Origin of the sequence: Chloracidobacterium sp. (assembly GCA_016720705.1) — a bacterium.
In the GTDB taxonomy this organism is placed as follows: Bacteria; Acidobacteriota; Blastocatellia; order Pyrinomonadales; family Pyrinomonadaceae; genus OLB17.
Genome location: JADKKB010000007.1, coordinates 667,784 through 683,279 on the forward strand (window position 1 = coordinate 667,784; position 15,496 = coordinate 683,279).

At 56.6% G+C, this 15,496-nt stretch carries 6 protein-coding genes; 3 read left to right on the forward strand and 3 right to left on the reverse strand.

Translation table 11 applies throughout. The features are described from left to right. Positions 1-33 precede the first annotated feature (33 nt). A complete protein-coding gene (locus IPQ00_10195) occupies positions 34-2,010 on the reverse strand; it encodes a DEAD/DEAH box helicase (GenBank protein MBL0240927.1) in 1,977 nt (658 codons plus the stop codon). Positions 2,011-2,176: 166 nt separating this feature from the next. Here IPQ00_10195 and IPQ00_10200 point away from each other — a divergent pair, with 166 nt between their 5' ends. The 3 genes from IPQ00_10200 (at position 2,177) to IPQ00_10210 (ending at position 12,846) form a co-directional block, all read left to right on the forward strand. Further along, the gene (locus IPQ00_10200) at positions 2,177-6,208 is read left to right on the forward strand and encodes a M36 family metallopeptidase (GenBank protein ID MBL0240928.1); all 4,032 of its coding nucleotides are present in this window, start codon (positions 2,177-2,179) and stop codon (positions 6,206-6,208) included. A gap of 337 nt (positions 6,209-6,545) precedes the next feature. After that, on the forward strand, positions 6,546-11,168 hold the full coding sequence (locus tag IPQ00_10205; GenBank protein MBL0240929.1) for a M36 family metallopeptidase: 4,623 nt from the start codon (positions 6,546-6,548) through the stop codon (positions 11,166-11,168). Between the two features lie 226 nt (positions 11,169-11,394). Further along, positions 11,395-12,846, forward strand: coding sequence for a VCBS repeat-containing protein (locus IPQ00_10210; protein MBL0240930.1), 1,452 nt, complete (start codon positions 11,395-11,397; stop codon positions 12,844-12,846). Between the two features lie 90 nt (positions 12,847-12,936). On the opposite strand, the gene pilQ is transcribed toward IPQ00_10210, so the two are convergent. Both pilQ and IPQ00_10220 read right to left on the reverse strand, forming a co-directional pair. Beyond that, positions 12,937-14,634 carry a type IV pilus secretin PilQ gene (pilQ, locus tag IPQ00_10215; GenBank protein MBL0240931.1) on the reverse strand — a complete coding sequence of 566 codons (1,698 nt, stop codon included), beginning with the start codon at positions 14,632-14,634 and terminating at the stop codon, positions 12,937-12,939. A 103-nt stretch (positions 14,635-14,737) separates the two neighbouring features. Continuing rightward, the gene (locus IPQ00_10220) at positions 14,738-15,490 is read right to left on the reverse strand and encodes a hypothetical protein (GenBank protein MBL0240932.1); all 753 of its coding nucleotides are present in this window, start codon (positions 15,488-15,490) and stop codon (positions 14,738-14,740) included. Positions 15,491-15,496 lie beyond the last annotated feature (6 nt).

Genomic DNA, 15,496 nt, shown 5'->3' on the forward strand with positions numbered 1-15,496 from the left:
AATTCGTGAATTCTGCCGTACGCATTTTGGACATCATACCTGGGCGTCAAACATAGACCTTACGTCTTCGATATCACTCGTGATACGCATTCGCGGAAGACTGGCCAGAAAGTCGCGGCCGTACGGTTTGGTGCGGAGTCGTGGGTCGAGAATGGCGATAACACCGCGGTCGGTACTGCTCCGGATGAGGCGGCCGATTCCCTGTTTGAGCGAGATCACGGCCTGCGGGACGCTGTAATCGAAAAAGGATCTGCCGCCATTGTCGTCGATAAACTTTGAACGCGCGGCGACCAATGGGTCGGTCGGCACGGCGAACGGAAGCTTGTCGATGATCACGCACGAGAGTTGATCGCCCTGGACGTCGACACCCTGCCAGAAACTCGATGTGGCAAAAAGGACGGCGTTCGAAGTGCCCCGAAAACGCTCAAGCAGGCCGGTCTTGGACATCGTCCCCTGCAGAAAGCACGGATAACCGACCCTTGACGAGACGATCTCGTAGAGAGCCTTCATAGACGAATTGCTGGTACAGAGCACAAAGGCACGGCCCTGCGTCGAGTGCAGGATATTGACGATCTCAGCCGCGGCCATCTGTGTGAACTCAGGCGAACGCGGGTCGGGCATCGCCTTTGGCAAATAGACGATCGCCTGGCTCTGATAGTCGAATGAAGATGGAGCAACGAGCGTATTTGTCGTGCCCGCCGACAGGCCGAGGCGGTTGCGGATAAAGCTGAATCCGCCGTTCGTCGAGAGCGTCGCCGATGTCAGAACGCACGTCTCGACCTTGTCGAATAATTTGTCCTGAAGCAGCGACGAAACGTCAACCGGTGATGCCTGCAGAAAAACTCCCCGGCCGCGGCGTTCGAGCCAATAGACATAGTTGGCGTCCGCTTGCTTGATGATAAACTCGAGGTCAAATCGTCCCTGACGAATGCGGCGCACCAGGCTGTCAGCTTCGGGTAATTTCTCGGAAAATACATCTACATCGTTTTCGAGCCGTGAAAGGGCGTCATCGAGAGCGTGATACGCTTCGCCGTGCGATGACGGCACCGGTTTGCCATCGCGTCCGCGAATGGCAAAAGTGTCCGGCAATAGCGGAAATCGGCCGTCGCCGCCGCGTCCCTGCGTGAAGCGAGCCCAAAACTGTTCGGCAAGCCCCACGACCTTACCTGCTGCCTTAGTGATTCCCGCGATAGCGATCGCATCGGCTATCGGGAGATTTGTAGCGTCACGAGCAACCTCGTCAAACTGATAATTTGAGGTCTGAAAACCGAAATAGTCGGCGGCGATATCCTCGATCAGATGTGCCTCGTCAAATATGACCGCGCCATAGTCGGGCAAGACCTTGCCAAACTGATTGCCGCGAACATTGAGATCCGCGAAAAACAGATGATGATTGACGATCACGATATCGGCGGACTCGGCCCGACTGCGCATTCGCGTAATAAAACACGGCTCAAAATCGGGGCACTTTTGACCGATGCAAGTCTCGCTCTTGGCATTTACGCGGCTCCAAAACGACAAATTTTCGGGTAGATATGTCAGTTCGGCACGGTCGCCCGTCTGTGTCTCACGGGACCATTCGCGAACCTGCGCGAAATGATCGACCTCATCGATGCCGTCGAGGATCGGTTGATCGTCGGACTTGTTAATGCGATATAAACAGGCGTAATTCGAGCGGCCCTTCATATAGGCTGCGGTGAATTTTGTCGGTAGTATCTTTTGCAGAAAAGGGATGTCCTTTTCCATCAACTGCTCTTGTAGGTTTTTGGTGCCGGTCGAGATGATGATCCGGCGATTATGCTTGATCGACGCCGCAATTGCAGGAATCAGGTAGGCCAGGGTCTTGCCGGTCCCGGTGCCGGCCTCGACGATGAGATGCTTTTTGTCCTCGAATGCCGTCGCGATCGCTGCGGCCATACGCACCTGACCCTCGCGGTATTCATATTTATCGTGAAACTGCGAGATCAGGCCATCGGCCCCAAAGATCTTGTCGTCCGGTGTTTGCGTCATAGAACAGTTTGGCGACAGGATCAATTTGTTGACTTAAAGCCGTTTAACTGCTAAAAAAGGAGTTTGCTCCGAAAATTGTCCCTGTTGAATAGATATTAGTGGTTTCCGGCGCGTTTTTCGATCTGCGGAGTCATTTTGATCCACCTGCCGAGCGTATTTTTACCAGATGATCCAACATAATCGTACTGAATCGTTCCGAAAAGGAATTGCGCCGCTGTTTGCCATAGCAGCACTTACTTTTGCACTCTCGACGCCATTTTTATTTGGCACAAGTGCGTCAAAGGGCTTAATCGCCCGCACCGAGAGCCACGACGCCGAACTGCCTAATTACGACATCCGGACCGACAAAGGTGCGGTGGAGAAGCTTTTGGCTTTTCGCTTGAACTCGGGGCGTTCGGCGGCGGACACCGCAGACGTCCGCGACGATTTTGCAACCGGCGAAAAACGTCTCCGACGCTCGATACCGACGCTGAAGGTGGAGTACAACGACGATATACGGATCCCGGAAGTGATCGGCACCGACACGGCATCAGTACGCGCATTCTTGACACCGGCCTCGGCCGAAAAGCGTCCGGACGCATTAAAGCGGTTTCTGTCGGCAAACTCCTCGCTGACCGGCGTAGCTGAGAGTGAGATCGCGAGCCTCAAGACAACGGCCGACTACGTCAATCCCAATGGTGATCTCGCCTTTGCTCAACTCGAACAGCGGATCGGCGGCATTCCGGTCTTTAGAGGCGAGGTCAAGGCCGGATTTACCCGCCGCGGTGAGATCGTGCGGGTCATCAACAACCTTGCTCCGGGCATCAACCAAAGCACGGTTTCATCAGATTTTGCTTTGCCGCTCGATGCGGTGCGTTCGGCGGCGGCACATATTTCGATCGACGCAGCCCGTCTCGACCTATCGCCGAATACGGCTGAGTCAAACGATCTCAAGGCCACGTACGGCATCGGCGATTCAGCCACAACGGCGGAAAAAATGTACTTTCCGACCGAACCGGGAGTCGTAACTCCCGCGTGGCGAGTGTTGATATGGCAGCCGGTCAATGCGTTTTACGTGATCGTGGACGCGGCGACGGGCACGATGCTCTGGCGAAAAAACATCACCGAGGACCAGTCGCAATCGGCGACCTACAGCGTTTACACCAATCCGAACGCGATGATCAACGTCGCGGAAAACCCGTTTCCCCTGACGCCCGGCCCGATCTCGCCGAATGGCGTTCAGGGCTCCGCGATCGGGCGGTCAACCATCACGAGGATCGGCAACGAGGCTCCGTACGGCTTTAATACTCTCGGTTGGCTCACCGACGGCGTGAATATCACAGACGGCAATGCTGTACAGGCGGGACTCGATCGCGACGGCGTTGACGGCGTGGATGCATCGAGCGAGGCGGTCGGTACCGGACGGACATTTTCGTTTGCCTACGCTCCGCTCAATCCGAATACGAACAGCGGCGACGCTCCGATACCGGCAACGCAAACGTATCCGGGCAGCACATTTCAGCAAGGCACGACCACACAACTTTTCTACATCTGTAACTGGTATCACGACGAGCTTTACCGGCTTGGATTCACGGAACAGGCTCTAAATTTTCAAAACAGCAACTTTGGCAGGGGCGGCAGCGAAAACGACCGCGTACGCGGCGAAGGCCAGGACTCGTCCGGCACCAATAACGCTAATTTTTCGACACCGGCCGATGGCTCCCGACCGCGTATGCAGATGTATATCTGGACCGGCCCGAATCCGGACATTGACGGCAACGTCGATGCCGATGTCGTGATCCACGAACACACGCACGGGCTCTCGAACCGCCTGCACGGCAACGGCAGCGGGCTGTCTATTAATATGTCGCGCGGAATGGGCGAGGGCTGGTCTGATTTCTACGGCCACGCACTTTTGTCTGAGCCCGGCGACCCGATCAACGGGATCTATACGACAGGTAGCTATGACACGTATTTAGGTGGCGGCACGACCACAAACTATTACTACGGCATCCGCCGCTTTCCCAAGGCGGTCAAGGCGTTCACCGGCGGGCCGGGCAATCTGCCGCACAATCCGCTGACCTTTGCCGATGCCGACGCTTCGCAGATGAACCTCAGTGACGGAGCATATCCGCGCGGGCCGTATGGCTCGTCGACCGCCGACGCCGTTCACAATCTCGGCGAGATCTGGAGCAGTGCGCTTTGGGAAATTCGCGGCCGGATGGTCACCCGTTTGGGCTGGGAGATCGGCAACCGCAAGGTACTCCAAATTGTCACCGACGGAATGAAGCTTGCCCCATTGTCACCGACATTCTTGACCGAGCGTGACGCGATTCTTGCGGCGGCACAGGCCAGCTCACTGGCGCCGGAGGCGGCCGCCGATGTCGCTGACGTCTGGGCAGGATTTGCGATCCGCGGAATGGGTAGTGGAGCGAAGATACAGAATTCGGGCAGCGGCGCAGGTGATACGCGTGTGACCGAATCATTCGAACTGCCGAACCTGACACAGTCGCCGGGCTTAACGGTCGCGGACCCTTCGGGCAATGCGAACGGCTATCCCGATCCGGGCGAAACAGTCAGTTTGAATATTCCGATCACGAACGCTACGGGCGCAACCGCTAACGGAGTTTCGGTCCAACTGGTCGGTGGCGGCTCGGCGGATTACGGAACGATCGCCAGCGGCTCGACCGTCACCCAGGCCGTCAGTTACACCGTCCCTGCGGGCACGCCGTGCGGCTCGGCACTGTCGTTGACATTAAACGTCAGCAGCAGCATCGGCCCCTTCAGCGTTATTAGGCAGATCATCGTCGGGCAGCCGATCGCGACATTTACCGAAAACTTTGACGGCGTAGTCGTACCGAGTGTTCCGGCGGGATGGGCTTCGACGGTACTGCAGAGCGGCATCGCTTTTGCCACGACGACAGTCTCACCTGACTCAGGTACGACGGCAGCATTTGCACTCGACCCGGAAACAGTCGGCGGCGGCACAGATCTGACGTCGCTACCGGTCGCGATCACATCGCCGGCGGCAACCGTGTCGTTCCGACATCGGTTTGATACTGAGGGTGGATGGGATGGCGGTTCGCTCGAGATCAGTATCGGCGGTGCAGGTTTTCAAGAGTTTATTGGTGCAGGCGGATCATTTATCCAAAACGGATATAACGGCACACTCGGCAATGGCACCAACAATCCGCTCGCGAACCGCGCGGCGTGGAGCGGTTCGTCGAACGGATACATCACGACGACCGCACTGCTGCCGCCAGTGGCGGCCGGCCAGAATGTCCAATTTCGCTGGCGATTCGGAGCGGATAACAATACCGGTGGGCTCGGCTGGTGGATCGACACGGTTCAGGTCAGCGGCAACTACGGTTGCAGCGTTATCGACAATTTCGCACGGCCGAGAGCCGATTTTGATGGTGATGGACGATCGGACGTGTCGGTTTTCAGGCCGGCGGACGGAAATTGGTACTTGAATCGGTCTCAGCAAGGATTTACGGCGGTGAATTTCGGGCTGGCGTCCGACATTCCGACACCGGGCGATTTTGACGGTGACGGCAAGGCAGACATCGCGGTCTGGCGCCCTTCGACCGGGGTTTGGTATCGTCTCAACAGCAGCAACGGACAGTTTTTTGCATACACTTACGGCAGCAGCGGCGACATTCCGCAAGCGGGCGACTTTGACGGCGACGGCAAGGACGACCTTGCACTTTGGCGGCCGTCCACTGGAGTCTGGTACTGGATCGCGAGTTCGAACGGAACATCGAACGCCTATCAATTCGGGCTCCCGGACGATAAACCGGTTGCCGGCGACTATGACGGCGATCACAAGGACGATATAGCGGTTTGGCGGCCTTCGACCGGTGTGTGGTATCGGCTGAATAGCGGAAACGGACAGTTTTTCATAATGGCATTCGGACTATCGGATGACTTAGCAACGCCCGCCGATTACGACGGCGACGGGAAACAAGACATCGCGGTTTTCAGGCCGTCGAGCGGCGTCTGGTATCGGCTCAATAGTTCCAATGGCCAGTTTGCCGCATTGGCGTTCGGGCTCAGTGGCGACGTTCCTGCTCCCGGCGATTTTGACGGTGACGGCAAGGATGATCAGGCTGTATATCGATCCGGCACGTGGTATATGAATCAATCTTCGAGCGGAGTCACCGCCATCGCGTTCGGCCTGGCCCAAGACACGCCGGTCCTGAGAGCATATCTGCCGTGAGCGAAAAATCGACGATCCTCGGTCATATTGACTTCTATCGTTAATAGGCATCCGAAACCTTCGGAGTTGGGCCGATACGCTGGAAAGTGTTCCAATGCGTATCGGCTCAACGGACATTCGTATAGGAATTTACGGAACGGACATTTTTCTCTTGTATTTTTGACCTTTTCTGGTATATCATTACGACAATTTCGTGAGACCCTAATTCAAATCGTTTTAAGCTCTTGGGCGTCGAACCGTGTCGACACCCATATCTGGTTCATTTTGTGCCTTGCACGTTTGATCGAAATGAGAGCTTTGTAGCTTTCTATTTACCACGACTCAGGAGGATTCGAATATGTTTGGACGATCAAAGGCTGATACTCGATTGAGTGTACTTGCCTGCTTGTTCGTATTGGGACTGATCACAGCGGTGATCGTTGTTCCCTTTAAGTTTGGTACGGAGGCGGCGGGCCAGAAAGGCCTGTTTTTACGCACTTCGACCGCCGATGACGGACTGCCCAAAATGTGGGATATCCGTGAAAATAAGACCATTGAAACGGAAGACGCTCTGCTCAAATTCCGTCAAACGATCGGCAAGGATTCAAGTTCCGTCGCCAACGTTCGCGATGCTTTTGCTCGCGGCGAAGAGGCGTTCAAACAGAATCATCCGGACGCTAAGGTCGAGTACAATACCGACATCCGCACACCGGAAGTAATGGCACCTGATGTTGCAAAGCAGCCGGTCGAATGGCTTTCAGGCCCGTCAGGATTAAAGCGCTCCGAGATCCTTCGTGGATTTATTCGCGAAAATCAGAACCTGATCGGTGTAAATGATCAACAGATCAACGGCCTCAAGGTAACGGCGGACTACACCAACCCCGATGGCAACATCTCGTATGCTCACCTTGAGCAGGAGATCAATGGCATCCCGGTTTTCCGTGGCGAAGTCAAAGCAGGATTTACCAAGAGCGGCCAGATCATCCGTGTGATCAACAATCTGGCTCCGGGCCTCGAGTATGAGTCGCTTTCGAACTCATTCGGCGACCCCGTTCAGGCAGTTCGCAAGGCTGCCGGTCACATTAATCACGCGATCGTCCCGGCGGACGTTGCCCGCAACGAAGCCGTTTCGAACGACCTCAAGGTCACCTTCGGCGAAGGCGACTGGGCAACAACTGCTGAAAAAATGTACTTCCCGACGGAGCCCGGCGTTGCCGTGCCGTCGTGGAGAGTCCTGATCTGGGAACCGGTTCGTGCTTACTACGTCATCGTTGACGCCAACACGAATGTCGTCCTCTGGCACAAGAACATCTCGGATGATCAGACCCAGTCGGCAACCTATCAAATCTATGGCAACACTAGTGCTCACAACGACATCGCTGATGACCCGGCACCGCTTAGCCCCGGTCCGACCGATCCCGGACTCGGCACACAGGGAGCATTGATCACGCGCTCTAACCGCACGCTCGTCGGAAACGAAGGCTTGCTTTCGTTCAACAACAACGGCTGGATCACCGACGGTGCCAATATCACTGACGGCAACGCTACCGAAGCAGGCCTTGACCGTGACGGCACGAATGGCGTCGATGCACCAATGGCAGGCGACACGGCTTGCCCGGGTGCGGGATGCCGCATCTTTAGCTCGACTTGGAATCCTCCTCCCGGAAGCCCGGCACCGGGTGACGATCCGCTGACGCCTCAGGCACAGCGTGGTGCAGTGATTCAGATGTTCTACATTATGAACCGCTACCACGATGAACTATATCGTCGTGGCTTTACCGAAGCTGCCCGCAACTTCCAGACTGACAACTTCGGTCGCGGCGGCACAGGCAACGACCGCGTTTCGTCAGAAGGCCAGGATTCGTCGGGTACGAACAATGCTAACTTTGCAACACCTGCGGACGGTGGACGCGGACGTATGCAGATGTTTTTGTGGACCGGCCCGACCCCGGATAGAGATGGTACGCCCGATGCGGGCATCGTGATCCACGAAGTTACGCACGGAACGTCGAACCGCTTGCACGGAAACGGCAGCGGACTCGGCAACCAGGGCGGAATGATGGGCGAAGGCTGGGGCGACTGGTATGCCAGCACTATGATGGCCGAACCGACCGACCCGATCAATGGCATCTATTCGATGGGCGGTTACGCGACATATCTCTTATCGCCTACATTTACGTCGAATTACTACTTTGGAATTCGTCGGTTCCCGACCGCAGTGATCGCATTCACCGGCGGCCCACAGAATAAGCCGCATAACCCGTTGACCTTTGGTCACATTAATTCAAACTGCGACACGACTCTCGGAACCACCACAACTGCAGTTTCAAGTGCATATCCGCGTAATCCGGCAATCGCAACCTCGGGCAGCTGCTCACAGGTTCACAACGCCGGCGAGATCTGGAAGAGTGCATTGTGGGAAGTTCGTTCGTTGATGGTCACACGTCTAGGCTTCACGCCCGGTACGGAACGTGCCCTTCAAGTCGTAACGGACGGAATGAAACTTTCTCCGCTTAACCCAATGATGCTTCAGGAACGTGATGCTATCCTCGCCGCTGCTGCCGCTCTGCCGGTTGCTCCGGAAGCAGGTGCAGACGTTTCGGACGTATGGGAAGGCTTCCGCCGACGCGGATTTGGTTTCTCGGCCAGCACGCAGTCATCGACAGCTGTCACCGAGGCATTTGACCTGCCGAACGCGGTACTCACTGATCCGTTTACGGTAAGTGATTCCACTGGTAACAACAACGGCGTTCCCGAGCCGGGCGAAAACGTCCTGCTTAACATCGCCGTTACCAACAACACCGGTATTACGGTAAACAATGTTACGGTCAGCGTAGATGGCGGAACCCCGGTCAATTACGGCAATGTCGCTCAAGCGGCAGTCGTTACCAATGCCCATCCGTTCGCAATTCCGGGCGTGGCGGCTTGCGGTAGCACACAGAGCGTTTCGATCGTTGTCGCCAGTTCGATCGGTTCCCAGCCTGCGGCGATCCGCAGCTTTGTACTCGGAACTCCGAATGGAACTGTCGAAAACTTTGACGCTGTGGTCGCTCCGGCTCTACCTGCCGGATGGACAACAACTCAGGATTCAGGAACCCTCATCAATTGGGTCACGACGGCAAGCGGACCGAGCTCAGCTCCTAACTCGGCTTTTGCCAACGATCCTTCAGGGGTTAATATGTCGTCGCTGGTAAGCCCGGTTGTACCTATTACATCCGCGGCTGCTCAGGTCAAATTCAAGAACAAATACGTCACCGAATCAACGTTTGACGGAGCCGTTCTTGAGATCAAGATCGGTGCCGGTGCGTTCGCCGATATCGTGACCGCAGGCGGATCATTCGTTAGCGGCGGTTACAATGCGACGATCTCCACCAGCTTCTCAAATCCGCTCGGCGGCCGACAGGCTTGGTCGGGCACTTCGACTGGTGGCTATATCGACACGGTGGCCAATCTACCGGCGGCGGCAAACGGCCAGAGCATCCAGCTCAGATGGCGTATGGCGTCGGATTCGTCGGTTGCTTCAACCGGTATAAACGTTGATGACGTCCAGATCGTCAGCAGCTTCACCTGTGCTGCCGCGGTGCCGAGATCACGTGCTGACTTTGACGGCGACGGCAAAACAGATGTTTCCGTATATCGTCCGAGCGAAGGCAACTGGTACATCAATGGATCGACGGCTGGTTTCAGCGTCATCAATTGGGGTAACAGCACGGATGTCACGATCCCCGGCGATTACGACGGTGACGGCAAGGCTGACGAAGCCGTGTTCCGTGCGAATGCTGATCCGGCTCAAAGCGACTACTTGATCCTTAAGAGCAACGGATTTGTATTCCAGGGCACCGCATGGGGCGTCCCGGGCGACATTCCGATCTCGGGTGACTATGATGGCGACGGTAAGGCCGATATGTCGATATTCCGTCCATCGACCGGCACTTGGTATGTCCTGAACAGTGGTAACGGTTCAAACACCGTCGAACCCTTCGGCTCGACCGGTGACGTTCCGATGGCGTTCGACCTCGAGGCTGACGGCAAGACCAATTTGGCCGTCTATCGCCCGACAGACAATACCTGGTACATCGCACGCAATACCGGCACACCGGCAACAAACTTTGATGCCTATCCGTTCGGCCAGACCGGCGACCTTTTGGTTCCGGCTGACTATGACGGTGACAACAAGGATGATGTCGCGGTATTCCGTCCGTCTAACGGCACCTGGTACATTCGTAAGAGTTCGGATGGTTCGTCCACCTTCACGGCATTCGGCCAGGCTGGTGACGTCCCCGTTCCCGGCGACTACGATGGCGACTCTAAGGACGATGTAGCTGTTTACCGTGCGGGTACGTGGTATGTCAATCAATCGACGGCTGGATATTTCCAGACGGCGTTCGGATTGGCAAGCGACGTTCCGCTTCCGACCCGTTACATTCCGGGCGGCACTGCCGCACCGCCTGCGTCGACGACCGTGAGCTATACGGGACCGGTGGTTCCAATTCCTGACTCCAATGCGGCGGGTGTCGATATAGTTGTTCCGGTTTCCGGTGTAGGTAATATCAGCGATCTCAACTTCTCGTTCGACGGGACAGTTGCAGACCCGACGCCGGGATCAACTACGGTTGGCCTCGACCACTCGTGGGTCGGTGACGTGATCGTCAAGTTGACGTCGCCGGGCGGCACTACCGTGGCGATCTTTGATCGACCGGGTGTTCCGGCATCGACGTTTGGTTGCAGCAACAACAATCTGTTCCAGTTGACGCTTAATGACGACGGCGGATTGCCGTCTATCGAGACAGCGGCCAATCCGGGACCGACGTGCACCACGGGATTGGGATTCCCGACCGGAAACTTCTCACCGAATAATCCGATGGGTGCGTTTGACGGTCAGAATGCCAACGGCAACTGGACGATCAATGTCAGCGATAACGGCGGTGGAGACACCGGAAGTGTCCGTGCGTTTTCGATGATATTCAACTCGGGCAACTAGAAAACTCATACGGGCCGATCATAGGCTCGTACGAAATAGGACTAAGGGCTTGGTTAAACGAAAGTTTGGCCAAGCCCTTTTTAATTTGCGGCGAGCAGCACAATTTCGTTGACTTTCACGCGGTCGGTATCTATCGTTAAAGATATCCCTTTCGTTCGACTATCCGACCGCCGGATGCGTCAAAATGTAGTTGCATTTCGCTAGTAGTACACTGAGTTCGAATAGAATGAAAAAGCCGGCCATAGATTTTCGATATAAGCTGATCGCGGTGTTCGCGGCAGTCGTTTTAGGAGTTTTCGGGATCGGCCGCTTTGGGGCTGACGATTCGTTAGTTTCCGCATCGGCGTCGGGGCCGACGCCCTCAAATACCAATGCACCGTCCGAGAGCAACTGCACCGCCTGCCACACGTCGTTCCCGCTTAACAGCGGCGAAGGTACGGTGGCGATAACCGGTTTGCCGGCACGTTGGACGCCGGGCCAGCAAATATCGCTGACGATAACCACAAGTCAGGCCGACGGCGTTATTTACGGATACCAGATGACGGCACTGGACTCTCAAGGCAAGCGTGCCGGCACGCTGACGTTGCCGGCCTCAAGCCCGCAACAGTCTCAACTCGTCACCGGCATTGTCGGCGGCGAAAGCCGGCAATACGCCGAACATACGATCGACGGCATCCTGCCGACCGTATTTGGCTCGAAATCGTGGACGGTCAATTGGACCGCTCCGGCTCAACCGATCGGTCCGGTGACCTTTTATGCTGCCGGTAACGCATCAAACAGTGACGGCTCGACGGCGGGCGACTACATCTACACAAATAGTGCTACGAGTTCATCGGGCGGTTCGCCATTCGACTTTGACGGTGACGGCAAGACCGACATCTCGATCTTTCGTCCGAGCGTCGGTGAATGGTGGTATCTGCGATCGTCGAACGGCGGCAACGGAGCTCTCCAGTTCGGTACCGCTACCGACAAACTCGTCCCGGCGGATTTTACGGGCGACGGTAAGACTGACGTTGCATTCTGGCGGCCGTCGACCGGACAATGGTTCATTCTGCGGTCCGAAGATCTATCGTTTTTCGCCTTCCCGTTCGGATCCAGCGGCGATATCCCGGCACCCGCCGACTATGATGGTGACGGCAAGGCGGACGCGGCAGTATTTCGGCCTTCGACCCAGACGTGGTACATCAGCAAATCGACCGGCGGGACCGATATCGTTGCATTCGGCGCCGCCAATGACAAACCGGCGGTTGCCGATTTTGACGGTGACCGTAAGGCAGATATCGCAGTCTTTCGTGCAAGCGGTGCAAACGGAGCCGAATGGTGGATCAGACGCAGCTCAGACCTTGCGGTGTTTGCGACCCAATTCGGCAATTCGACGGACAAGGCAGTCCAGGGCGACTACACCGGCGACGGCAAAGCCGATGTCGCATTCTGGCGTCCGTCAAGCGGTATCTGGTATGTACTTCGGAGCGAAGACCTTTCGTTTTTTGCCTTCCCTTTCGGAGCTAACGGCGATGTACCCGTCACGGGTGACTATGACGGCGACGGCAAGATCGACTCGGCTGTTTTCCGGCCGGCAAATTCCACCTGGTATGCCAATCGATCGACGGCGGGCGTTTTGATCCAACAGTTTGGCCAGAGCGGCGACTTACCTTTGCCAAACGTGTTCGTGCCGTAACGGTCAGCATCGCGTGATCAGCAAAAAGCCCGCTTGGACCATTTAGGCCAAGCGGGCTTTTTTTGGAGGAAACGTTTGACCAAAGACCTTTTACGGCTTGATCGGCATTGCCGGATTAGATTCCGGTCGGGCCAGAGCCGGCGACTGGAAGACGATCGGCTGCGGGGTTTCGACTACCGGTGTCGAGTTCGACGGCGGATTGCCCATCGGAACCGGTTGCAGGATCGGGGACGGACGCGATGCACCACCGTTCTGAACGCCGGCCGCATAGTCCGGACGCGTGATCCGCGGGGTGATAAAGAAAAGGATCTCGTTCGTATTGCGTTGAACGCCCTTTCGCTTGAATAGATTGCCAAGCAGCGGGATGCGTGAAAGGCCCGGCGTGCGGTCCTGACTCTCGCGTTCATCGTCGAAGAGAACTCCGCCGACGACCGTCGTTCCGCCATCCGGCACGGTAACCTGAGTCTGCATACTCTGCGTATTGATCGCCGGATTGGCTCCGCCCACAACGGTTGCGGTCGAGCTGTTTTCCGCCGTCACATTAAGGATGACGGTACCGACATCGGTGATCTGCGGCGTGATCGCCAGTCTTAGCGGAACGTCAACATAGGTCGTCGTTGCGACAACTGCACCACCGGCACCCGTTCCGGGCTGGATGGTCGTTACCGGGATCTTCGTTCCGCTCTTGATCTCGGCGGGACGATTGTTAAGCGTTGTGACACGCGGCGTGGCAATGACCTTGGCCTGGCCTTTCTGTTCACCGGCCGAGATAAGGGCACTAAGCTGTGCGGTTCCAAAGATACCGGTGGTCAGGCCGATCGCGGTATTGGCGATCTTCGAGAACATATCGTTATTGACCGACGGGATTGGCAGGCTGCCCGGGATCGGAAGAGTCGTTGTGGCACCGGGCAACGTGCCGCCGGTCGCTCCACTGCCGCGTTGGCCAATGACCAAACCGGCAAGCTGGACGCCGATGTCTCGGCTGAAGTTACGCGAAGCGACGACGATGCGGGCTTCGATCTCGACCTGCGGTTCCGGCTGATCAAGATATGCAACCAACTGACGGATAGCATCGATATTCTGTTTGACGTCGGTGATGATCAGCGTGTTGCTGCGGCCATCCACCTCGACGGTGCCGCGACGCGACAAACGTTTTTTGATGATGCCCATAATTCCCTGATCGGATCCGCCGCCGGCCGCTGCTCCCGCACCGCTTCCGCCGCCGCTCGACGCTCCGCCGCCACCACCGCCACCCGACGACGTTCCCGTCGACAACTGGCCGGCACTGCCGGAATCGCCGCTCAGCGTGCCTGTGGCACGTGCATAGTTGAGCCGGAGAAATTCTGTATACAGAGGTGAACCGTCAAGCGCATTATTGTTGCGTGCCTGGATCAGATCGCCCTCGGTCGCGAGCGTCTTGGCATCTGCGACACGCAGGATGTTTCCATTTACCTGCACGCCCAGCGACTGCGATTGTAGGACCGAGTCGAGCGCGATGTTCCAGGGAACGTCGCTGACCTTGACCGTTACCGGTACCGCCGCAACCGATTTGTCGATGACAAAGTTAATGGCGTACTGGTCGGTGATATAGCTAAGGATGTCGCGAACGTCGGCGTTCACCACGTTAAGATTGATCGGTTCGCCGCGAAATCCTGGCTCGCCGTACATCTTGCCTTGTGACTGCGGCTCGACACGTTGTGCGAGAGCCGATATAGCCACGACGGCGACTAAGAGCATTGCAATGGCGGCCTGTTTTACCACCGTGCTGATGTTTGATCGAGAATTCATGTTTCCTCCGTTTGCAGTAGAGCGGTTTGATGATCAGACCACTCGTTCAAATAGAACTTGTTAGTGAGGCAGACCCGTTTCCCGGACGCTGCCGCGGGATAATCTATTTTTTGTTCTTAGCGACCTTTATCGGTCGTTTTGTGTCTTTTTTGGTCTTGCCCTTGTCGGTTTCGGCGGGCTGATTATTCATTTCGTCGAGCGGTGACATCACCGGCGCCGGGCCGACGGGTGTAACACCGTTTGCCGCAGGCGGATTTGCTGCCGTTTGGACCGGACGTTCCGAACTACCCTGAGCCGGCGCGGTGCCTTCGACCTGGGACTTCATCGAATACTGTTGAAGCGGCTTGTTTTCGACCGAGGCGACAAACTTGTTGGGTGCCGTTTTGGTCACTTTGCGAAATACGAGCCGATTTTCTTCGACCGCGACGAGTTGGCCATCAAAGAATTTCTCGCCGGGGTAGATCGTGTAAGAGAGCTTGATCGGTGTCGCCTCGACCATCGCCGCATAGCCGCGTGGGGTCTTAAAGATACCGGTTACAGCCATTTCGTTCAGCGTCAGGACGCTCGTCACTTTTGGTAGCGTGGCTCCGCTGGCTGCGGCAGCCTCGCGTTGACGCTTAAAGTACTCGATGCGTGCCTCGATCGACGGCGGGGCATAGGAGAAAGGCTGTGCTGCCGCCTTGCCGGTCTTGCCGGTGCTGCCCGCAGGGGCCTGCGTCTTCTGCTTCATATAACCGGGCTTGACGAAGGGATCGCGTTGAGCGTTCGCCTCGGAAAAGCTTCCGGCGATGAGCAAGGATCCGACGACGGCTGTGCCGAAGCTGAGCATTTTTAGCGTTTTAGATAGATTGATCATGGCTTT